This is a genomic window from Streptomyces maremycinicus (assembly GCF_001184025.1).
In the GTDB taxonomy this organism is placed as follows: domain Bacteria; phylum Actinomycetota; class Actinomycetes; order Streptomycetales; family Streptomycetaceae; genus Streptomyces; species Streptomyces maremycinicus.
Genome location: NZ_BBYG01000017.1, coordinates 257,266 through 278,294 on the forward strand (window position 1 = coordinate 257,266; position 21,029 = coordinate 278,294).

The 21,029-nt window shown below is 71.4% G+C and carries 14 protein-coding genes; 8 read left to right on the forward strand and 6 right to left on the reverse strand.

Going from position 1 to position 21,029, the window contains the following annotated elements:
• Positions 1 to 44: 44 nt before the first annotated feature.
• The 3 genes from AOQ37_RS26655 to AOQ37_RS26665 all read left to right on the forward strand — a co-directional run bounded on the left by AOQ37_RS26655 (position 45) and on the right by AOQ37_RS26665 (position 3,718).
• Entirely contained in the window at positions 45 to 1,325 is a 1,281-nt protein-coding gene (locus AOQ37_RS26655; protein WP_062647643.1) for a sensor histidine kinase, read from the forward strand.
• A complete protein-coding gene (locus AOQ37_RS26660) occupies positions 1,310 to 1,966 on the forward strand; it encodes a LuxR C-terminal-related transcriptional regulator (RefSeq protein ID WP_062647645.1) in 657 nt (218 codons plus the stop codon). The genes AOQ37_RS26655 and AOQ37_RS26660 overlap by 16 nt, the downstream gene beginning before the upstream one ends.
• A 177-nt stretch (positions 1,967 to 2,143) precedes the next feature.
• A complete protein-coding gene (locus tag AOQ37_RS26665; protein ID WP_062647647.1) occupies positions 2,144 to 3,718 on the forward strand; it encodes a DUF1996 domain-containing protein in 1,575 nt (524 codons plus the stop codon).
• A 115-nt stretch (positions 3,719 to 3,833) separates the two neighbouring features.
• Here AOQ37_RS26665 and AOQ37_RS26670 read toward each other — a convergent pair whose 3' ends face one another.
• Positions 3,834 to 4,274 carry a hypothetical protein gene (locus AOQ37_RS26670; RefSeq protein ID WP_062647649.1) on the reverse strand — a complete coding sequence of 147 codons (441 nt, stop codon included), beginning with the start codon at positions 4,272 to 4,274 and terminating at the stop codon, positions 3,834 to 3,836.
• A gap of 100 nt (positions 4,275 to 4,374) precedes the next feature.
• Here AOQ37_RS26670 and AOQ37_RS26675 point away from each other — a divergent pair, with 100 nt between their 5' ends.
• The 5 genes from AOQ37_RS26675 (at position 4,375) to AOQ37_RS26695 (ending at position 9,735) form a co-directional block, all read left to right on the forward strand.
• Positions 4,375 to 4,878, forward strand: coding sequence for a tetratricopeptide repeat protein (locus AOQ37_RS26675; RefSeq protein WP_062647651.1), 504 nt, complete (start codon positions 4,375 to 4,377; stop codon positions 4,876 to 4,878).
• A gap of 44 nt (positions 4,879 to 4,922) precedes the next feature.
• Complete coding sequence (locus AOQ37_RS26680; RefSeq protein ID WP_062647653.1) at positions 4,923 to 6,866, forward strand: hypothetical protein; 1,944 nt, start codon at positions 4,923 to 4,925, stop codon at positions 6,864 to 6,866.
• A 119-nt stretch (positions 6,867 to 6,985) separates the two neighbouring features.
• Entirely contained in the window at positions 6,986 to 7,891 is a 906-nt protein-coding gene (locus tag AOQ37_RS26685) for a metal-dependent hydrolase (protein WP_062647655.1), read from the forward strand.
• Positions 7,888 to 8,919: a PDR/VanB family oxidoreductase gene (locus AOQ37_RS26690; RefSeq protein WP_062647656.1), complete on the forward strand. Its 1,032-nt coding sequence runs from the start codon at positions 7,888 to 7,890 to the stop codon at positions 8,917 to 8,919. Before AOQ37_RS26685 ends, AOQ37_RS26690 begins: the two co-directional genes overlap by 4 nt.
• Before the next feature lie 126 nt (positions 8,920 to 9,045).
• A complete protein-coding gene (locus tag AOQ37_RS26695; protein ID WP_107085302.1) occupies positions 9,046 to 9,735 on the forward strand; it encodes a TetR/AcrR family transcriptional regulator in 690 nt (229 codons plus the stop codon).
• Between the two features lie 22 nt (positions 9,736 to 9,757).
• Here the strand turns inward: AOQ37_RS26695 and AOQ37_RS26700 are convergent, their stop codons facing one another.
• From AOQ37_RS26700 to AOQ37_RS26720, 5 genes are all read right to left on the reverse strand, one after another.
• On the reverse strand, positions 9,758 to 10,120 hold the full coding sequence (locus tag AOQ37_RS26700; RefSeq protein WP_062647661.1) for a 5-carboxymethyl-2-hydroxymuconate Delta-isomerase: 363 nt from the start codon (positions 10,118 to 10,120) through the stop codon (positions 9,758 to 9,760).
• Between the two features lie 34 nt (positions 10,121 to 10,154).
• Positions 10,155 to 11,783 (reverse strand): fused response regulator/phosphatase, encoded by a 1,629-nt coding sequence (locus AOQ37_RS26705; protein WP_062647663.1) that lies wholly within the window; start codon positions 11,781 to 11,783, stop codon positions 10,155 to 10,157.
• A gap of 84 nt (positions 11,784 to 11,867) precedes the next feature.
• Positions 11,868 to 17,285, reverse strand: coding sequence for a pullulanase-type alpha-1,6-glucosidase (gene pulA, locus AOQ37_RS26710; RefSeq protein ID WP_062647665.1), 5,418 nt, complete (start codon positions 17,283 to 17,285; stop codon positions 11,868 to 11,870).
• Positions 17,286 to 17,797: 512 nt separating this feature from the next.
• Entirely contained in the window at positions 17,798 to 19,174 is a 1,377-nt protein-coding gene (locus AOQ37_RS26715; protein WP_062647667.1) for an alpha-amylase, read from the reverse strand.
• A gap of 136 nt (positions 19,175 to 19,310) precedes the next feature.
• Entirely contained in the window at positions 19,311 to 20,999 is a 1,689-nt protein-coding gene (locus AOQ37_RS26720; protein WP_062647669.1) for a glycoside hydrolase family 13 protein, read from the reverse strand.
• Between the last annotated feature and the right edge of the window lie 30 nt (positions 21,000 to 21,029).

The following is a 21,029-nucleotide window of genomic DNA, read 5'->3' on the forward strand; positions in this document are numbered from 1 at the left end:
TCGGCCCAGTGACCCGCCGTCCGCGGCTCCGCCAGACTGACGGCATGAACACCAACACGAAGAGCGGCGAAGGCGGTTCGAGGGCGCGCGGGACGGTGCTCGCCGCCGGGCGGGGGCTCGCGCTGGCCGTCGGGTCACTGCCGCTGAGCATCCTGGGCTTCTGCCTCTCCCTCGTGTCCATGGCGCTGATACCGATCGGGGTCGGGGCCCTGACCACGCCCTGGGTGGTGAAGGGGGTACGCGCCTACGCCGAGCGGCGGCGGGCGCTCGCCGAGCGGTGGGGCGGGGTACGCGTCCCGTCGGCGTACCGGCCGGTCCCCCGGACCGGCGACCCGTTCCGGCTGTCCCTCGCGCTGCTGCGCGACCCGGCGACCTGGCGGGACCTGCGGTGGCTCCTGGTGGACATGACGGCCGGGTTCGTGACCGCGCTGCTGCCGGCCGTCCTGGTCCTCTATCCGCTGGAGGGGTTCGCGCTGGCGGCCGGGCTGTGGCGGGTCGTGGGCGACGGTGACGGCGGCGCCTACTGGTACGGCTTCGTACCGGTGGACGACCAGGCGAGCGCGTTCGGCGCCGGTGCTCTGGCCGCCGCCCTGCTCTTCGTCGCCCACCGCCACACCCTGAACGTGTTCCGGGTCCACTTCCTCCTCACCGCCGCCATGCTCACCCCGAGCCAGGCCGAACTCGCCGAGCGCGTGCGGGTGTTGACGGAGAGCAGGCGGGACGCTGTGGACACCTCGGCCGCCGAACTGCGCCGCATCGAGCGGGATCTGCACGACGGCGCCCAGGCCCGGCTGGTGGCGATGGGCATGGACCTCGGCACCGTCGAGATGCTCGTCGACAAGGACCCCGAGAAGGCCAAGGCGCTGCTCGCGCAGACCCGCCGGTCGTCCGCCGAGGCGCTCTCCGAGCTGCGCGACCTGGTGCGCGGCATCCATCCGCCGGTGCTGGCCGAACGTGGACTCGGGGACGCAGTGAGGGCGTTGGCGCTGCGACTGCCGGTCGCCACCGAGGTGAGCGTCGAGATCGAGGGCGGCCGCCTGGACGCCCCCGTGGAGTCGGCGGCCTACTTCGCCGTGAGCGAGCTGCTCACCAACGCGGTCAAGCACTCCGGCGCCGACCGGATCTGGGTCGACCTCCGGCACGAGTCGGGCCGGCTGCGGCTCTCGGTCACCGACGACGGCACGGGCGGCGCGGCGATCGGGGCCGGCTCGGGCCTCGCGGGCGTCGAGCGGCGACTGGGTACATTCGACGGCGTCCTGGCCGTCAGCTCTCCTGCCGGCGGTCCCACCATGGTGACCATGGAGATCCCTTGCGTGTTGTCCTAGCCGAGGACCTCTTCCTGCTGCGGGACGGTCTCGTCCGGCTGCTGGAGGCCCACGACTTCGAGATCGCCGCCGCCGTCGAGACCGGGCCCGAACTGGAGCGGGCACTCGCCGAACTGGAGCCGGACGTCGCCGTGGTCGACGTCCGGCTCCCGCCCACGCACACCGACGAGGGCCTCCAGTGCGCGCTCCGGGCCCGCCGCCGAAGGCCCGGGCTGCCGGTGCTCGTCCTCTCCCAGCACGTCGAGCAGCTGTACGCGCGCGAGCTGCTCGCCGACGGCACCGGCGGGATCGGCTATCTGCTGAAGGACCGGGTGTTCGACGCGGAACAGTTCGTGGACGCCGTACGGCGGGTCGCGGCCGGCGGTACGGCGATGGACCCGCAGGTGATCCAGCAGCTGCTGGCCCGGCGCTCGGGCGACGGACAGGGACCGGTGGACCGGCTCACCCCGCGTGAGCGGGAGGTGATGGAGCTGATGGCACAAGGCCGGTCGAACGCCGCGATCGCGGGCAAACTGGTCGTCACCGAGCGGGCGGTCGCCAAGCACACCGCCAATATTTTCGTGAAGCTGGGTTTGGAGGTCTCGGACGACGACAACCGCAGGGTGCTGGCGGTGCTGGCCTATCTGGACCGAGACCGATGACCCCGTCAACTGGTGTGTTGTGTGAGGGTGTTGGGGTTGTTTTGTCGTACGGGGCTCTCATCAATTTCCGAGCGGGCTGAACACCCCCGGGGCTGCACGCGTAAAGGAGGGGGCAGCTTCAGCTTCACTCCTGTCGGGCGCCTCGATGCTGCCCCGCAAGGAAGTCAGAGGAGTTCCATGGGACGCAACATACGTAAACGCCGTTCGTCGATGGCCACGAAGGCCGTGGCAGCATCGGCGGCCCTAGCGCTCGGCGGGGGCGGGCTGATCTGGGCGAACTTCTACGCTTCGGCGCACGAGTCGAACTCGGGCCGGAACGCGACCAAGGCCGCCACGGCGGCCGCGCAGGTCGCCACCATCTCCTGCCCGGATGTGGGGCAGAAGCTGACCAATGTGCCCAGGGGCGCGAAGCAGGGTGTCGCGACCGAGCTGGCCAACCTCGACAAGCAGATCACCGAGGCCTACACCCGGCTCGCCTCCACGCGTCAGGCCCAGACGAACGACGCGAGCTTCGTGCAGAACGCGATCACCGGCCCGCTCAAGGAGAAGCGCGCCGCCACGATCGACCGGATCCGCATCAACATCCAGCGCTCCGGTGGCCAGTTCAACAACGCGCTGAGCCAGTTGGCGGCCTGCACCACGCAGGCGGCCAACACCAACGCCGGACAGGCGGGCAACGGCCAGCAGAACAACGGCGGCCAGCAGCAGAACGACGGCCAGAACAACGAGAACGGCGGCCAGCAGAACAACGGCGGCCAGCAGCAGAACGGCGGCCAGAACAACGGCAACGCCGGCCAGGCGCAGAACGGCCAGGGCGGCAACGGCCCGGTCGCCGCGGACTTCGTCGACATCACGAAGGTCCAGGCCAACGCGCAGCTGGGCGTCGGCGCGAACGGCCTCAAGGCCAACGGCAACGGCGGTTCCCGGGGCACCTTCACCTCGAGCTGCGGCACCAACGGCAACGACAACCACAACACCGACAACGTGATCGTCGCCCCGGGTGTCACCAACGGCGCGCACCACCTGCACGACTACGTCGGCAACCAGAACAACGACGCCTTCGCGAGCGACCAGGAGCTGGCCGGCGCCGGTACCAGCTGCCAGAACCAGGGCGACAAGTCCTCGTACTTCTGGCCGGTGCTGCGGGTCCAGGACGGCTCACAGGACTTCGACCAGAACAACGACGGCGGCGGCAAGGAGGGCAACGTCGGCAAGATCCTCCAGCCCGCCCAGGCACAGATCAAGTTCGTCGGCAACAAGCGGGGCAAGGTCGTCGCGATGCCGACGGCCCTGCGCATCATCACCGGTGACGCGAAGGCCTTCGTCAACGGCAACGCCAACGCCAACGTGAACTGGAGCTGCACCGGCTTCGAGAACAAGGTGCAGCTGGAGACGCAGTACCCGATCTGCCCGCAGGGCAGCCAGGTGGTGCGGACGACCAACTTCCAGAGCTGCTGGGACGGTCAGAACATCGACAGCGCCAACCACCGCACGCACGTGGCCTTCGTCCAGGCGGACGGCACCTGCGCCAACGGTTTCAAGGCGATCCCCCAGCTCCAGGTCCGGCTGGTCTACAACGTTCCGGCCCCGAAGCTCCAGAACGGGACCGTCGTGCAGCCGTACGCGGTGGACAGCTTCCCGGAGAACCTGCACAAGCCGATCACCGACCACAACGACTTCATCAACTTCTTCTCGACGAACCTGATGAACAAGATGGTCAACTGCATCAACACCGGCAAGAAGTGCAAGTGACCCGCTGAGCGGGACGACCGGTAGGACCGACAGACAAGGCCGGCGGTGAGGATTCCTCACCGCCGGCCTTCCGGTGTGCGCTGCGCGCGTGGGACGCGCGGAATGTACGGGGGGGTCAGTGGCCCGGGTGCGAAGCGCCTTCGGAGGGCTCGCCCGACACGTGCGCGGAGTGGTCCGTGCCCTCCTCGATGTCACCGCCGAGGGTCTCGCGCAGCGCCGTCACGGTGGTGGTCTCCTCACCCACGGCGATCCACTTGCGGCCGACCAGGTAGTGACCGCCGTAGTCCTTGGCACCGTTGATCCACTCGCGCTGGCCGCGGTCGGTGGCGAAGGTCAGCAGGATGAACTTTCCGTCGGCGTTCTCGCACAGGGCCTGGCGGAGTTCGTCGGCGTCGGTCTGCATGTCGGGCGTGCACTTCACCTCGGCGGCCAGGTGCTCCAGGCTGCCGGTCGCCGTCACCGGGACGGTCTCCTCGGCCCCGTCGGAACCGCAGCCCGTCAGCACCAGCGCCGCCGCGGCGGCGGCCACCACGAGCATCGGTCGGGTCATCATCATCCGTTCCTCCCTGCGAGAGCCTCGCCCTGGATACGGCTCCCGTGCCCGGTGCGCTCAAAATACCCGTGCCGGGTGGGGACACCCGTGCGAGAGTGTGCCGGTGAACCAAGACTGGGAAGATCGCGTGACCGCCGCCTGGGCCGCGTTCGACGACTACCCGCAGGAGCGGGCGGCGCAGTTCCGGGCCGTGATCGACGAGCTCGTCGACGAACTTCCTGAAGGCAGTCCGCTGGGCCCCTTCGAGCAGGCCTGCGCCTGGGACTCGACCGGCCACTCGGACAGAGCCGCACCGCTGTACCGGGACGCGCTCGCGCGCGGCCTGAGCGAGGTGAGCGGTTACAAGACCAGGCGCGCCAAGATCCAACTCGCCAGCTCCCTGCGCAACATCGGACAGGCGGCAGCGGGCGTGGAGCTGCTGACCCCCGAACTGGACGCCCCGTCGGACGAGTTGGACGACGCCGTGCGCGCCTGTCTGGCCCTGTGCCTGTCCAGCCTCGGCCGCGACCGCGAAGGCCTGTCGCTGGTCCTCGGCGCCCTGGCCCCCCATCTGCCGCGCTACCAGCGGTCGATGGCCACCTACGCGAAGGCGCTCCGGCAGGGCTGACCCGCCCGGGGTGACCATCCACCGTTTCGCTCGTTCTGCTGGACGTGCAGTCACAGGATGTCGCCCCGCGCCCCGCACCCGGATCCTCCGCCGACCGGACCGTCGACGTCGAGCAGGCCGAGGCCGCGCTCGTCGAGCACTACCCGCGGCTCGTCCGGCTCGCCTATCTGGTGCTGCCGCCCGGCCTCGGCCGCGGTCGGCGCGTCCTGACCGCCCACGCCCTCGCCCAGCGCGCCCTGCCCCGCGGCAGCGCCTCGACCCCCGTGATCCCGGCCCAGAACGGGGGCGCGGGGGACGGCCGTGACGGCGACCCCGGATACGCCTACATCCGCCGCCAGGTGGTGCGTACGGCGCTGGAGGCGGGGCTGCCGCTGAGGTTGTGGTCGCTGCCCCGGCGTGCGCAGCTCCCGCCGCTGCTCCCCCAGGTGTGGGGCCTGCGGCTCTTCCCCCGCTCCGGGGGCGCCGACGAGCTGGCCCTGGACCAGCGGCTGGCGGCGCTGTCGGGTCCGGCCCGGGCCGCCTACGTGCTGCGCGGCCTGGAGCGGCTCCCCGACGACGACGTCCGCGAGGTGCTGACCGGGTCCGGCGTCCCGGCCGCCGAGGTGACGGCGGCCCTGCGGGACGCCGCCCGGATCCCCGCCGCCCACCACGCCCTGCTCGACTCCCCCGAGTTCGACGCCTGCTCGCTCCAGGCCCGGCCCACCGATCTGATGCGCCGCCGCCGGCACACCAGGGCCGCGCTGGCCGCCGCGGCCGCGCTCGCCGTGTGCGGCACCCTGGTCGCACTGCCCGGCGGCGGCTGGGGACCGGACGGCGCGGCCGCCCCGCTGTACGCGCAGAACCCGGCCGCCGAGGCCGCACTCGACCCCGGGCGGCTGGTGAAGGTGTCCCCCGCCGCCTGGAAGACCTCCGCGCGCACCGACTTCTCGGTCTGGCCCGCGCGCGGCCCCCTCACCCGCGACGGCGCGCTGCTGCGCCGCGCCCTCGCCGTCTGGGCCCGTCCCGGGGAGTCGGTGCATGTCTCCGCCACCCCGGACACCCCGCTCGGCGGCCCCGCCGGACCGCCGCAGCTCCTCTACGCGGGCGAGGTCGACAACGCGCGCGTGGTGATCCTCTACGACGGTCTGCGCATCGCCCGCTACGCCGAGCCGAAGGACGGCACCGCCGGGGCGGCCCTCGACTTCGCGCGGGTCGACGGCGCGACCGGCGCCGAGGCGGGCGCGCTGGTGCTGGGCCGGGCGGACGGCAACGTGCGCTATCTGACGGCGCCCTGGGTGACGAAGGCCGGCGAGCGGGACCTCTCGAAGCCGGGCGCCGGGCTGATGGACCTGACGCTGACCGACGGGATCACCTCGCCGCTGTCCAGCCCGGCCACCCACACCGGCACGTGCACGACCTGGAACGTGCTCCAGCTGACCGACGCCTCGGGCACCCACCTGCTCAGCGACCTCGGCGAGCTCGTCCCCGCCCGCCTCACCGCTGGGCGCCCGGCCGCGCCCAAGGAGGCGAGCGGCGCGGCGGCGCTGCGGACCTGGGCGCCGTTCGCCTGCTCGCTGGCCGATGCCCGCGGCCAGGGCGTACGGACGGTCAACGCCTGGGGCTACACCCGCCAGCAACTGCCCGACGCGAGCGGGTCGGCGACCTGGGTGTGCACCCGGGCCGAGACCTGGCGGGGCGACGGAAGCAGGGTGCTGGCCCAGTTCCACACACCGGGCGGGCTGTTCGGGGCGGCCGTGGCGAAGGCCGGGGACGTACCGGCGTGCGGGCCGCGCGATCCGCATGTGCTGGCCGGGGTGCTGTGGAAGGCGAAGGGCGGCGACTGGTACCTGCTGGCCGCCGGCGACAGGGCGACGACGTCCATCAGGGCGACGGGCGGGGTCACCGGGTCCGGGCAGGGCAACCTGCTGGCGGTGCCGACGAAGCAGGGCGCGCAGGCCGGCCTGGAGGGCACGCTCGAGGACGGACGGTCGGTCAACGGCCTGCGCTGACCCTCTGACGCCGGATCGCACGGCGGATCTCACGCCGGATCGCACGTCGGCTCGCACGTCGGCGGGCGAGTTGTCGCACAGGGGTTCACCCGCGCCCTACCCGTCAGTACATTGACATCATGTCTAACAAGCCCGAGGGGCGGCCGGACGAGCGGGTCACGCTCAAGGCACGCAAGGTGTCCTTCTCCTGGGAGGGCACCCCGCTGCACTGGGTGCCGGGGGACCCGTTCGCCACCCACACCATCAATGTGCTCCATCTGCTGCTGCCGGCCGGTGAGCGGTGGTTCGTGCACGTGTACCGGCAGGTGCTCCCGTACATCCGGGACGAGCGGCTGCGCGAGGACGTCATCGGGTTCATCGGGCAGGAGGCCATGCACTCCCAGGCCCACGACGAGGTACTGCCGCATCTGCGCGAACAGGGGCTCGACCCGACGCCGTACACCGCGCAGGTCGACTGGTTCTTCGAGAAACTCCTCGGTGACCGGACCCTGCCGCCGGGCCGGGCCCGGCGCTGGTGGCTGATGGAGCGGGTGGCGCTGATCGCCGCCATCGAGCACTACACCGCGTTCCTCGGCGACTGGGTGCTGAACGCCGAGGAGCTCGACCGGCGGGGCGCCGACCCCACCATGCTGGACCTGCTGCGCTGGCACGGGGCCGAGGAGGTCGAGCACCGGTCCGTCGCCTTCGACCTGTTCACCCATGTCGACGGCGGCTACCGGCGGCGGGTGCGGACCTGGGCGACGGCGTTCGCCGCGCTGGTGTTCCTGTGGCAGCGCGGCACCCGCTTCTTCATGGAGAACGACCCGACCCTGGTCGGCGGCCGCGCCTCCTTCAAGGACTTCTACGTCCGCGGCAGACGGGGCACGCTGCCCGCGACCGGCGATCTGCTGAGGTCGGTCCCGCGTTACCTGAGCCGCGCGTACCACCCCTCGCAGGAGGGCTCCACCGCGCAGGCGGTCGCCTATCTCGCCTCCTCCCCCGCCGCGCTGGCCGCGCTCGCCGCCGAAGAGGAGGGGGCCTCGTGACGCCGAAACCGCTGACCGCCGTCGCCGTCGCGGGCGCGGCGCTGCTCGTCCGGCGGGCGCTGCGCCGCCGGATCCAGGTCTCGCCGCTGTGGCCGATGCCCGCGCTGGCCGAACCGGTCTCCGGCCGGCCCCGGTCGCGCGCGCTGCGGCTGCTGGTCGCCGAACGGCGGGAGATCGCCGAGGGGGTCGTCCGACTGCGCCTCGAGGGGCACGGGTTGCCGCGCTGGGAGCCGGGGGCGCATCTCGACCTGGTGCTGCCGTCGGGGCTGGTACGGCAGTACTCGCTGTGCGGGGACCCGGCGGACACCTCCTCCTACACCGTCGCCGCGCGGCTCGTCCCGGACGGGCGGGGCGGCTCGCGCGAGCTGCACGAGCAGGTGCGGGAGGGGATGGAGGTCGAGGTGCGGGGACCCCGGAACCGTTTCCCGCTCGTCGAGGCACCCGCCTACGTCTTCGTCGCCGGGGGCATCGGCATCACACCGATCCTGCCCATGGTGCGGGCCCTCGCCGAAGGCAGCGAGTGGCGGCTGCTCCACGCCGGCCGGACACGGGCCTCGATGCCGTTCCTGAAGGAGGTCGAGCGGCTGGGCGGCGAGGACCGGGTGACGGTGGTGGAGGGACGGCCCGATCTCGACGCGCTGCTCACGGACCTGCCCGAGGGGACGGCCGTCTACTGCTGCGGCCCGGAGGGGCTGATGGTGGCGGTGGCGGAGCGGGTACCGCAGGTCCGGCTCGAGCGGTTCGCGGCGCGTACGGTCCGCGACGGCGAACCCTTCGAGGTCGAACTCCGGCGCACCGGGCGGGTGGTCACGGTCGCGGCCGACTCGACGGTCCTGGCCGCCGTCCGCGCCGAACTGCCGAACACCCTCTACTCGTGCGAGCAGGGCTTCTGCGGGACCTGCCAACAGCGGGTGCTGGAGGGCGAGGTGGAACACCGGGACGAGCTGCTCACCGACGCGGAGCGCGACGACTCGATGCTGATCTGTGTCTCCCGGGCGCGCAGCGAGCGGCTGGTGCTGGACATGTGACCCGGCCCGCGACCCCGGAGTTGACCGATATCTGACCGGACAAGTGGCCGGATAAGCGACGGATCAGGTGAATGTCCGCACCGGTCCGGTCCGTTCTGGGCCGGAACCGATCGGTAAGGTGTTCGCATGACTACCGGGGTTCGTCGCAGAATGGGAGTCGAGGAGCGTCGGCAGCAGTTGATCGGCGTCGCCCTCGAACTGTTCGCCCAGCGCTCGCCCGACGAGGTCTCCATCGACGAGATAGCCGCGGCCGCGGGCATCTCGCGCCCCCTCGTCTACCACTACTTCCCCGGCAAACTCAGCCTGTACGAGGCCGCGTTGAAGCGGGCCTCGGAGGATCTGGCGAGCCGGTTCGCCGAGCCGCACGACGGACCGCTCGGCTCCCGCCTGCTGCGCGTGATGCGCCGCTACTTCGACTTCGTCGACGCGCACGGCCCGGGATTCTCCGCCCTGATGCGCGGCGGCCCCGCGGTCGGCTCCTCGACCACGAACGCCCTCATCGACTCGGTGCGCCAGAGCGCCTACGAGCACATCCTGGCGCACCTCGGTGTCCCGGACGCGCCCCCGCGCCTGGAGCTGATCGTCCGTTCCTGGATCTCGCTGGCCGAGTCGACCGCGCTGATCTGGCTGGACGGGCGGCGCATCCCGCGCGAGGAGCTGGAGGTCCAGCTCGTGCAGGACTTCGCCGCGCTGACCGCCGTCAGCGCGGCCCACGACGACGAGCTGCGTGCCCTGCTGCGCCCCGTGCTCGGCGGCGAGCCGGCCGACGGGCCGTTCGGCGACCTGGTCACCCGGCTCATCGCCCTGGCCTCCTGAGGCGGGACGCCGACAGGACGGCCTAGCTCTCGTACTTGCGGTACGCCGGGTCGAGGTCGCGCACCTCGGCGGAGGCGTGCAGCACGAAACCGTCCTGCGTCACGTGCTCGCGCAGCAGCGCCAGTACGGCCTCGGTCAGCTTCGTCTTCGTCTCGTCGGTACGTCCGGCCAGGAGGCCCAGCGTGACGTGGACGACCGCGTGCCCGCGCTCCTCGGGGTCGTCGTAGCCGAACGCGGTGAACTCGGCGGGCCGGAACAGGGTCTTGCAGGCTTCCGGCTTGGCGGCCGCGATCTCGACGACCGAGGTGTGCAGGGCCCGCGCGAACCCGTTCCGGTCGAAGGCGGACGCCATCGTGGTCGAGTAGTCGACGGTGATCTGCGGCATGGGGCACTCCTGTTCCGGGGAAACAAGGATCAGCCTAGGTCGTCAGCCGCAGGGCCAGCATCGCGATGTCGTCCTCACGGTCGTGGCCGAAGCTGGTGAGGAGGGTGTCGCACAACGCGTCCAGGCCCGGCATCGCGCCGATGGCCGCCGCGCGCAGGTGCTCCATCGAGACCGCGAGGTCGATGCCCCGGGTCTCGATCAGACCGTCGGTGACCAGGAGGAGGCGATCGGTGGGTTCGAGGAACAGCTCGGTGGGCGGCGGGTGGGGCACGCCCAGGCCGAGCAGCGGGCCGGCCGCCTTGGCGTAGTCGGCGCCACCGGCGTCCCGGACGATCAGTGGCGGGATGTGGCCCGCGTTGGCGATGCGGGTGCGCCCGGTACCGGGATCGATCAGGACCAGGCAGACGGTCGCCGTGACCTCGGGGTGGTACAGCCGGAGCATCCGGTCGAGGCGCTCGGCGAGCACGGCAGGGTCGCTCTCGTCGACGCAGTAGGCGCGCAGCGCGTGCCGGATCTCGACCATGACGGTGGCCGCCTCGAGCGAGTGTCCGACGACGTCACCGACCGCGGCCAGCATTCCTTCCCCGGTGCGCAGGGCCGCGTAGAAGTCGCCGCCGATCTCCGCCTCCCGGGACGCCGGCACGTACCGGACGGCGACGTCGACGCCCGGCAGCTCGGGCAGCGCGTGCGGCCGGGGTAGGAAGCTGTGCTGGAGGGTGAGCGCAACATGCCGCTCGACCTGGTACATGAGCAGCGGCTCGGCGGCGAGCGCGGTGGCCTGGGCGAGCCGGGCCAGCCGGGACTCGGTCTCGGGGTCGACCCGGCGGACCTCCCGGGTGGGGACGGCCAGGCACACCGAGGACCTGCCGTCCTGGGTCGGGATCAGCACCAGCCGGGCGTCGTGGGGCACGCCGGGGCGGAAGAACCCGGCGGGCCACAGCGGCGCGGGCACCGTGGTGATCCGCACCCCGGCCTGGCCGTGGGTGAGCCGCCGCAGCAGTGCGACGACGGCCTGATGGGCGTCCTGGTCCGGCAGCGCGAGCGAGGTCCGGTTCCTGGAGGTGCCGCGGTGCAGCACGTCGTCCGGGCCGAGGACGAAGACGGCCGCGGGCGAGCCGGTGAGCCGCGCTGTGCCCTCGGCGGCCGCGTCGGCGAGTTCCTGCGGGGAGCGCGCCGCCTGGATGCCGACGATCGCCTCCGACAGCAGCGACAGCCGCCGGGCCGCCGCTCGGTCGTCGGCGCGCAGCCGGGCGGCCCGGACGGCGGCCCGGACCACGGCGTCGATCTCCTCGGGCTCGGCGGGCATCGCCAGGTGGGCCTCGCCGCCCGCGTCCAGCCCCTGCCCTCGGTCGCCCGGGGCCACGTCACCCGCCGAGAAGTGCACGACGGGCAGGCCGGCCATGTGCGGCCGGGCCTTGAGCCGGCGGCACAGCTCGAAGCCGCTCATGTCCGGCAGCTCCACGTCGACCAGGGCGACGTCCGGCAGGTCGCCCTCGCGCCGCCGTACGTCCAGTTCGACGAGCGCCTCGTGTCCGGTGCCGACCGCGACGACCCGGTGGCCGGCGCGGCGCAGCACCACACCGAGGGCGAACCGGCCGGCCGCCGTACGGTCCACGACCAGCACGGTCGTGTCGCTGTGCCTGCCACTGACGTCGGCGTTCATCTCTCGACCCCCGACCCCGGACCCATGGACCACCGGTGGAGCAGACCGGTTGGAAGGTCTGCTCCACCAAGGTAATGCCCCTGTCTAGGGGGTCGTCCGGGAGAACACCGCGACGGTCCGGCCCGGGACGGTGAACGTACCGGACCGCGTCACGTACGAGGCGGACTTCACGGTGGGGTCCGACCCCGCCGCCTGCACCGGGTGCAGCCGGTATCCCGTCCCGGCGAGCGCGTCGACGGTCTGCTTCGACGCGTTCGGTGTCGCGTTGAACACGACGACCAGGTCACCGAGTTCCATGGTGATCACCCCCGGTGTCTCGTCCTTCCCGGACAGCGGGAAGGAGAGCGCCGACTGCACGCGTTCGGCGGTCCCGAGCGAGAACGCCTTCTCGGTGGTGCGGATGCTCAGCAGATCCCGGTAGGCGGCGGAGGCCGCGGTGATCTGCGGGCAGCCGACCCCGACAGCGGTCAGCAGCGGCTTGGCGTAGGGCCACTTGGAGGCGTTGTCGGCGGCCGGCGGCAGTCCCCGCCCGAAGCCGTTGCCGGCGGCGCAGTTCCAGTGGACGGCGTTGAACCAGTCGCCGCTGTCGTAGGAGTTGCGGTCCAGGGACTTGGAGCGCAGCAGGTCGGTGCCGGCCTGGGACAGGGCCGGGCCCTGGGAGAGCGCGGCGGTGGCCATGGCGAGGACCTGCATCCGGGAACGGTCGGCCGCCGAGGTGTCCTTGGGCAGCTTGTAGGCCAGCGCGTCGAACAGCGACTCGTTGTCGTGCGCGTCGACATAGGCGAGGGCGTCGCCGGGCGCGTCCGCGTAGCCGGCCGGGGCGCCGTTGTAGTCGACCCCGGCGCCGGTGACCTCCTTGCCGTCGGTGGCGGTGAAGCGGTACGCGGCGAGGTTGCCGGACAGCCCGACCTTGATGAGGTCCTGGTAGTGCAGCAGCCGGGCCTTCTGCTCGGCGGAAGTGCCGTTGCCGGTCGAGGAGTTGGGGTCGGTGTAGAGCCCGGACGCGAAGCCCTGGACGCCCGGGTCCTCGTCGAACGGGCCGCCGCCGCGCACGGCGTCACGTGCCCGGTCCGAGAAGGTCGCGACGCCGGTGCCCGCCATGTTCTTCTGGGTGGCCTGGACGAACCGGGCGTCGTCGGCGACCTCGCCGAAGTTCCAGCCCTCCCCGTAGAGGATGATCTTCTTGCCGTCGACCCCGTCCTCGGCGAGGGTCAGCGCGTCCAGCGCCTTGCGCACCGCCAGGATGTTGGCCTTGGGGTGGTGTCCCATGAGGTCGAAGCGGAAGCCGTCGACCTTGTACTCCTTGGCCCAGGTGACGATCGAGTCGACGACCAGCTTGCCCATCATCGCGTTCTCGGTCGCGGTGTTCGCACAGCAGGTGCTGTTCGCCACCGAGCCGTCGGCGAGCAGCCGCTGGTAGTAGCCGGGGACGATCCGGTCGAGAACGCTGGTCGCCGCCTGGCCGCTCGCCGCGGTGTGGTTGTAGACGACGTCCATGACGACCCGCAGGCCCTCCTGGTTCAGCGCCTTCACCATCCGGCGGAACTCGACGGTGCGGGCGGTCCCGTCCGGGTCACTGGCGTACGACCCCTCGGGGACCGTGTAGTGGTACGGGTCGTACCCCCAGTTGTAGGCGTCCTTCGCCGCGGTCGCGGCCACGCACTCCTGCTGCTTGTCGGAGTCGGCCGGGTAGGAGGCCAGGTCGCAGCCGGGGGCCGACCGGGCGGCCTTGTCCTCGGCGATGGTGGCGATGTCGAAGACGGGCAGCAGATGGACGTACGAGGTGCCCGCCGCCGCCAGCTCCCGCAGATGCTTCGAGCCGTCGCTGTCCCGGTCGGTGAAGGCCAGGTAGGTGCCCCGGTCCCGGGCGGGGACCGTCGTGTCCGCGACGGAGAAGTCCCGGACGTGCAGCTCCTGGATCTGGGCGTCCTTCAGCGGGACGGCCTTCGGCTTGGCGAGCGTGGACCAGCCGCCGGGGGCGAGGGCCTTGTCGTCGAGGTCGACGACGAGACTGCGCGCGGAGTCGGTGGTCAGGGCCACCGAGTAGGGGTCGGTGACCTTGTTGGTGACGACCTTGCCGACGCTGGGCGCCCATACCGTCACGGCGTACCGGTAGGGCTTGTTCTTCCACGACGCGGGCCCGGTCACGGACCAGACGCCGGTGGTGCCGTCGCGCCGCATCCTCACGGTGGAGCCGTCGATCTCCAGGGAGACCTGCTGGGCCGTCGGGGCCCAGACGGCCAGCGTGGGGCGGCCGTGGTGGAACGTCGGCCCGAGACGGGCCTCGGTCGCACCGCTGTACAGGTCGTCCAGCACGCCGGCGGTCTGTACGCCCGTCGCCGCCAGGACCGCGCCATTCACGGCCCGTTGGGAGGCGACGACCTGTCCGCTCAGCGCCTCGCGCACCCGGTCGCGGTCGCGCGGGTCCACGGACCAGGCGGTGTACGCCTTGAGGTGCGGGTACGCGGCCTTCTGGGCGTCGGTGAGGGTGGTCTTCGTCAGCCGCAGCCACCGGGCGTCCCCGGTGAGGGTGCCGTTCGCGGCCGCGATCGAGCCCTTGCGGCTGTACAGCAGCTGGGTCGAGGCAGTGGCCTCGGAGCCGTTCCAGGCGACGGTGTTCCGGTCGATCCAGACCGCCTTGGACGTGGTCAGGTCGAGGGCCGCAGCGGAGCCGGCCGGCTGCGGGAGCAGGTACTTCTCCTGCCCGGCCAGCAGCCACACCTCGTGCCCGTCGCTCGTGAGGTCCAGCGACCGATCGGTCGGGAGGTCCTTCTCGTCGCCCTTGTGGAGGATGTAGCTGAGGCTGGTGGCGCCGGCGGTGAGCGGCACCTCGTAGACCGCACCGTACGCGTCGGTCCTGCTCGGCTTCAGCGGGTTCGACCACTCGGTGGGGTTCGCGGCGCCGGTCCAGGTGTGCAGCCCCCAGCCGGTGTAGTCGCCGTCGGCGCGGTGGTAGTGCAGGACGGCCTTGCCGGTGTCCTCGGCCGGGTACTCGGGCTTCTCCGTGAGGAGGCCCTCCTTGCCCTGCTCGATCCAGACCTCACCGGTCTTCGTCACGTCGATCGTGCGGTCGGCGGAGACGTCCTTGTCGCCGTCCTTGTCGATGACGAGGAACCCGACGGACGAGGCCCCCGGCTTCAGCTTGACGTAGGCGAAGGCGCCGTACGCGTCCCGCCCGACGAAGGGGTGGCTGTCCGGCCAGGTGGTCGCCTCGCCGTCGGCCAGGTCGCCCCAGGCGTACAGGCCCCAGTCGGCGTAGTCGCCGTCGGGGCGCTGGTAGTGGACGATCGCGTAGTCACGGGAGGAGGCGGTGGGGATCTCCTCGGCGGGCGGGGTGCCGGTGACGGAGGCCGCGGTGGCGCTCGCGGTGCGCCCGGCCGAGTCGACGACGACCGCCTTGTAGCGCAGGGCCGTGCCCGCGGGGAGGTCCGTGTCCAGGGTCTGCGTGACCCGGTAGGGGGCGTGGTCGGCGGAACCGAGGGTCTGCCACCTGCCGTTGCCGGTCTGGGCGGCGAAGACGACCCGGTTGAGCTGTCCGCCGGCCACGTCGGCGCTCAGTTCGACGGTGCCGGTGGCGCCGGCGGCGGGGGCGTGCAGGGCGACGGTCGGCCGGGTCGCCGGGGCGGGCGGCTTGCGGGCGGCCTTGAGGACGACGGCCGAGCCCGCGGGAACGGTCACGGTGATCTTCTTGTCGGCGCCGGCGGTCACCGTCTTCCCGGTGCCGTAGATGCCGTGGAACGCGGTGTTCGCCGAACCGGTCGCGAAGGTCGCCTCCTGTGCCGTGCCGGCGTTGTTGAAGGCGACGACGTACTCGGTGGTGTCCTTGCCGGTGCCGTTGCGGGAGAAGGCGTAGACGCCGGCGCCGTCGGCCGCGTAGCGCTCCGTCTGGACGCCGTCGGTGAGGGCGGGGTTCGCCCGGCGGAGCTCGGCCAGCGCGGCGATCTGCCGGTACAGGGGAGCGCCGGTGTCGTAGGCGTCGCTCGCGTGGGTGCGGCCGGTGCCGATCTCGTCGTCGTCGAGGTAGTCGGCGGTCTTCGACGCGAACATCGTCTGGCGGGCGTCCTTGTCGCCGCCGGAGCCGGTGAAGCCCTGCTCGTCGCCGTAGTAGACGACCGGGTTGCCCCGGCTGAGGAACATCAGCTCGTTGGCGAGTTCGTCCTTGGCGAGCAGTTCGGCGTCGGTGGCCCCGGGGTTGTCCTGGTTCAGGAAGTACCCGATGCGGCCCATGTCGTGGTTGCCGAGGAAGGTGACCTGCTCGTAGGCGTTGGCCTTGTCGGTCGTGTACTTGTAGTCGTCGGCGAAGACCGAGGAGAGCTTGCGCGCGCTGCCGCCCTGGGAGGCGTACTGGCGGGCCGCCTCCTGGAAGGGGAAGTCGAGCGTGGCGTCCAGGCGGCCCTGGGTGACGTACGGGGACGTGATCGACGTGTCGGCGGAGTAGACCTCGCCGAACATGAAGAAGTCGTCCCTGCCCTGCTTGGCCGCGTAGGCGTCGAGGGCCGTCGCCCACTGGGTCCAGAACTCCATGTCGACGTGCTTCACGGTGTCGATCCGGAAGCCGTCGATCCGGAAGTCCCGCACCCAGCGCTGGTAGATCTTCTCCATCCCGCTGACGACCTCGGGACGCTCGGTCCACAGGTCGTCGAGCCCGGAGAAGTCCCCGTACGTGGTCGACTCACCGGCGTAGGTCGAGTCGCCGCGGTTGTGGTACATCGTCGGGTCGTTGAGCCAGGACGGGACCTTCGCGTTCTTCTGCGCGGTGGTGACCGTCGGGGTGCGCGGGAAGGAGTCGGCGTCGACGGCCGGGAACCTCGTGCCGCCGTCCGCGTAGTCGGCGTCGTCGAAGGGCTCGCCGTCCTTCGTCAGGTACGGGAAGGCGCCCTTGGAGAGGTAGTCGTAGGACTTCTCCTCGTAGTCGACGACATCGGCCGTGTGGTTGGTGATGACGTCGAAGAAGACCTTCATGCCCTTGGCGTGCGCCTTGGAGATGAGGGTCTCCAGGTCCTTGTTGGTGCCGAAGTGCGGGTCGACCTGCGTGAAGTCGGTGATCCAGTAGCCGTGGTAGCCCGCGGAGGCGTTGCTGCCGGTGCCCTGCACGGGCCGGTTCTTGAAGATCGGCGCCATCCAGATGGAGGTGGTGCCGAGGCCCTTGATGTAGTCGAGCCGCTGGGTCAGGCCCTTGAGGTCGCCGCCCTGGTAGAAGCCCTTGTCGGTGGGGTCGTAGCCGGTGGTGAGGCGTGAACCGGTCAGTCCGCCCTCGTCGTTGGCGGTGCTGCCGTTGGCGAAGCGGTCCGGCAGGACGAAGTAGAACTGCTCACGGGTGTCGTCGTGGCGGGCCGGCGCGGCGGCCAGCTTCGCGTCGGACGGCGGTGCGGGCGGGCTGTCCGCGTGCGCCGCGAGGGGCTGCACGAGGGCGGCGGCCAGCGCGGCCACGGCGACGGCCGCGACCCGTCGGACAGGTGGCGCGGTGCGGCGCGTCGGGGGCGCCGGCCATCTCGGTATCACAGGCGGGAACTCCTTGCGATTACGGCTCTCTTGGGTCCGACCCCGACGCCGCGGGACGGCTTCGTCGCCGGGCGCCCGCGTGACCGTATCGCTGCCGCAAGGGTTGCAGCAAGAGGCTTGCAACTCACAGCAAGAACTTTCACCTGGACCTTGACGTGCCCTTCTCAACTACCCCACGCTCACCCCTTGCGCGGTCGCCTTCTACGACGGCGCGTTCACCCCGTGCACCCCCTGCGAGCCCGGCGACGGCGGGTCGACGTCCACGGTGACCGCGACCTTCAACACGTACGCGCCGACGACCAGCGGTACGAACGTCCGGGTCGTGGGACGTGACCTGGGAGTCCGGCACGAACCACGCCTACACCACCGGCAGTTCGGCCGGGTACTCCACGAGCGACACCTGGAAGTAGGACCACCTCCCCCCGCCCCCCTCGCGTACCACGCACTGTCGGAGACGACAGTGCGCGGCCGCGTGGACCGGCGGACGGCCCGACCGGCGAACGGGCGAAGGGTCAGCAGCTCGACTTGCCCGCGTAGACCGCCAGCGCCGTGTTGGCGGCGAGGGTCGCCGTGAGCTGGCCCGAGCCGTTCACGGTCACGGTCGTGTTGTTCTGCACGTTGCAGTAGGTGCCGGCGGCGAGGGACGTCTGGTACGTCCGGGTCAGCGAGCCCGACTCGTGGTTGATGGCCACATAGCCCTTGCTGCCCCGCCCGAAGGCGATCGCGTCGCCCCCGTTGTCCCACCAGTCGCTCATCGCCGCACCCCGCGTGGCGTTGCGGAAGCCGACCATGCGCAGGATCTCCGGCCAGGCGTGCTGGCACTTCCATCCGTTCTGCCAGCAGGCGCTCACCGCGCCGCCGGAGGGCGGCCCGGCGTCCGCGTCCGACCACTCGTACCCGGAGTTGATGTCCGGGGCGCCGTAGGGGTACGCGAGCATGAAGACGTTGGCGAGCGTGTAGTTCGCCCCGTCCTTGTAGGTGAGGGTCGATCCGTTGCGCTCGGTGTCGTGGTTGTCGACGAAGACACCCGCGACGGAGTTGTTCAGGTAGCCCCAGCCCTCGCCGTAGTTCTTCAGGTAGGCGAGGTTCTCGTTGTTGAAGACCCGCTTGAGGTCGTAGGCGTAACGGAACTCCTGGACGTCCCCGTTACCGGTGTACTCGGTCGGCTGGACGGCCTCTCCGCTGCCGTAGATGACCTCCTGCTTCCAGTACACGCCCGGGTTCGTCAGCCGCGACTTGATGTTGGCGAGGTCCGCGGTGTCGATGTGCTTGGCCGCGTCGATGCGGAATCCGTCGACCCCGAGGGTGAGCAGGTCGTTCATGTACCCGGCGACGGTCTTGCGGACATACTCCTCGCCGGTGTCCAGGTCGGCCAGGCCGACCAGCTCGCAGTGCTGCACGTTCCAGCGGTCGCTGTAGTTGCTCACCTGCGCGGTGCAGTCGTCGAAGTCGTACGAGGAGTACAGGCCGGGATAGGCGTACTTCGTGTACGACGAGCCGCCGGTGCCGGTGCCGCTGCCCGCGGACATGTGGTTGACGACCGTGTCGACGACGACCTTCACACCGGCCGCGTGGCAGGTGTTCACCATGCTCTGGAACGCGGCGCGGTCGCCGAGCCGGCCCGCGATCCGGTAACTGACCGGCTGGTACGAGGTCCACCACTGCGAGCCCTGTATGTGCTCGGCGGGCGGGGAGACCTGGACGTATCCGTAACCGGCCGGGCCGAGGGTGTTCGTGCACTCCTTCGCGACCGAGGCGAAGTTCCACTCGAAGAGGACGGCGGTGACGTCCTTGGTGCCGGGCGGGGTGGCGGACGCGGCGGTGGGGGTCATGACGGCGGCCGCGGCGGCCAGGGCGAGGACGCCCGTGAGGGGTCTGCTGGTTGCCATGTGGGGAAGTCCTTCTCCGTTGAAGGCTCTTGCTGAAACACGTCAGCAATCTTGCGGTGACGGAGATGTTAAAGGCCCGCTGCCTGAAAAGGCAGCGGGCCGTGCGAAGTTGATGCAAGAACTTCCCAGGACGCCGTCAGGCGGTCGTGAACCACGCCGTCGTGTCCGCCGGGAGCTTGGCCTCGCCGGCGTCCGTCTCGGTCACCTCTTCGCTCGCGAGCAGCACCCGCCCGTAGGCCGGGGTCGTCACCGACTCCCCCGTGGTGTTCGCCACGCACACGAACTCCCCGCGGCGGAAGGCCAGTACGCCCGCCGGGGCCTTCAGCCACTCCACCGCGTCGCCCGCGCCCAGGTCGGGCCGCGCCCGGCGGATGCCGAGTGCCGAGCGGTACAGCTCCAGCGTCGAACCGGGCACCCCCTGCTGTGCCTCCACGCTCAGCTCGCCCCAGCCGGACGGCTGCGGGAGCCAGCTGCCGCCGTCGCCGAAGCCGTACGACGAACCCTCGCGCGTCCACGGGATCGGGACGCGGCAGCCGTCCCGGAAGCCGTCCTGGCCGGCGCCGCGGAAGTACGCCGGGTCCTGGCGCACCTCGTCGGGCAGGTCGACGACGTCCGGCAGCCCGAGCTCCTCGCCCTGGTAGACGTAGGCCGAGCCGGGGAGCGCCAGCATCAGCAGCGTGGCCGCCCGGGCCCGGCGCAGACCGGCCTCGCGGTCGCCGGCCGTGCGGATCTGGGTGCCGAGGCCGGGCGGGTTGGCGAAGCGGGTGGCGTGCCGCGTCACGTCGTGGTTGGACAGCACCCAGGTGGCGGGGGCGCCGACCGGGCGCATCGCCTCCAGGGTGCGGTCGACGACCTCGCGCAGCTGCTCCGCGTCCCACTCGGTGGCCAGGTACTGGAAGTTGAAGGCCTGGTGGAGTTCGTCGGGGCGGACGTAGTTCGCGGTGCGCTCGACGGTCGGGGTCCACGCCTCGGCGACGAAGATGCGCTCGCCCGAGTACTCGTCGAGGATGAGCCGCCACTGGCGGTAGATCTCGTGCACGCCGTCCTGGTCGAAGAACGGCATGACATCGTTGCCCAGCAGCTTGAGTTGGTCGTGGGAGCCCAGGTCCGGCAGACCCGCGGCCTTGACCAGGCCGTGGGCCACGTCGATGCGGAAGCCGTCGACGCCCATGTCCAGCCAGAAGCGCAGGACGGAGCGGAACTCGTCCCCGACCGCCGGGTGTTCCCAGTTGAAGTCGGGCTGCTCGGGGGCGAAGAGGTGCAGGTACCACTCGCCGGGGGTGCCGTCCGGCTCGGTGACCCGGGTCCAGGCGGGGCCGCCGAAGATCGACTCCCAGTCGTTGGGCGGGAGTTCACCGTTCGCGCCCTTGCCGGGCCGGAAGTGGTAGCGGTCCCGGAGGGAGGAGCCGGGGCCCTCCCTGAGCGCGCGCTTGAACCACTCGTGCTGGTCGGAGGAGTGGTTCGGGACCAGGTCGACGATGATCCGCAGACCCACCTCACGGGCGTCCCGGATGAGCGCGTCGGCGTCCAGGAGGTTGCCGAACATCGGGTCGACCGCGCGGTAGTCGGCGACGTCATACCCGGCGTCGGCCTGCGGGGAGGCGTAGAAGGGGCTGAGCCACACGGCGTCCACGCCGAGGTCACGCAGGTACGGGAGACGGGAGCGTACGCCTTCCAGGTCGCCCATGCCGTCGCCGTTGCTGTCGGCGAAGCTGCGCGGGTACACCTGGTAGATCACCGCGTCCCGCCACCAGTCACGACGCTTGGCGACGGTGGCGACAGCCGAGGTGGGGGTGGGGGCCGGGGCTGCGGGCTGCTGGCTCATGGCGTCCTTGGTACGTAACGGTGCTGTTGA

Excerpts from the sequence above, each read along its gene's own strand:
- AOQ37_RS26655 (WP_062647643.1), top strand. The coding sequence starts at position 45 with ATGAACACCAACACGAAGAGCGGCGAAGGCGGTTCGAGGGCGCGCGGG.
- AOQ37_RS26665 (WP_062647647.1), top strand. The coding sequence starts at position 2,144 with ATGGGACGCAACATACGTAAACGCCGTTCGTCGATGGCCACGAAGGCC.
- AOQ37_RS26670 (WP_062647649.1), bottom strand. The coding sequence starts at position 4,274 with ATGATGATGACCCGACCGATGCTCGTGGTGGCCGCCGCCGCGGCGGCG.
- AOQ37_RS26685 (WP_062647655.1), top strand. The coding sequence starts at position 6,986 with ATGTCTAACAAGCCCGAGGGGCGGCCGGACGAGCGGGTCACGCTCAAG.
- AOQ37_RS26695 (WP_107085302.1), top strand. The coding sequence starts at position 9,046 with ATGACTACCGGGGTTCGTCGCAGAATGGGAGTCGAGGAGCGTCGGCAG.
- AOQ37_RS26700 (WP_062647661.1), bottom strand. The coding sequence starts at position 10,120 with ATGCCGCAGATCACCGTCGACTACTCGACCACGATGGCGTCCGCCTTC.
- AOQ37_RS26705 (WP_062647663.1), bottom strand. The coding sequence starts at position 11,783 with ATGAACGCCGACGTCAGTGGCAGGCACAGCGACACGACCGTGCTGGTC.
- AOQ37_RS26715 (WP_062647667.1), bottom strand. The coding sequence starts at position 19,174 with ATGGCAACCAGCAGACCCCTCACGGGCGTCCTCGCCCTGGCCGCCGCG.
- AOQ37_RS26720 (WP_062647669.1), bottom strand. The coding sequence starts at position 20,999 with ATGAGCCAGCAGCCCGCAGCCCCGGCCCCCACCCCCACCTCGGCTGTC.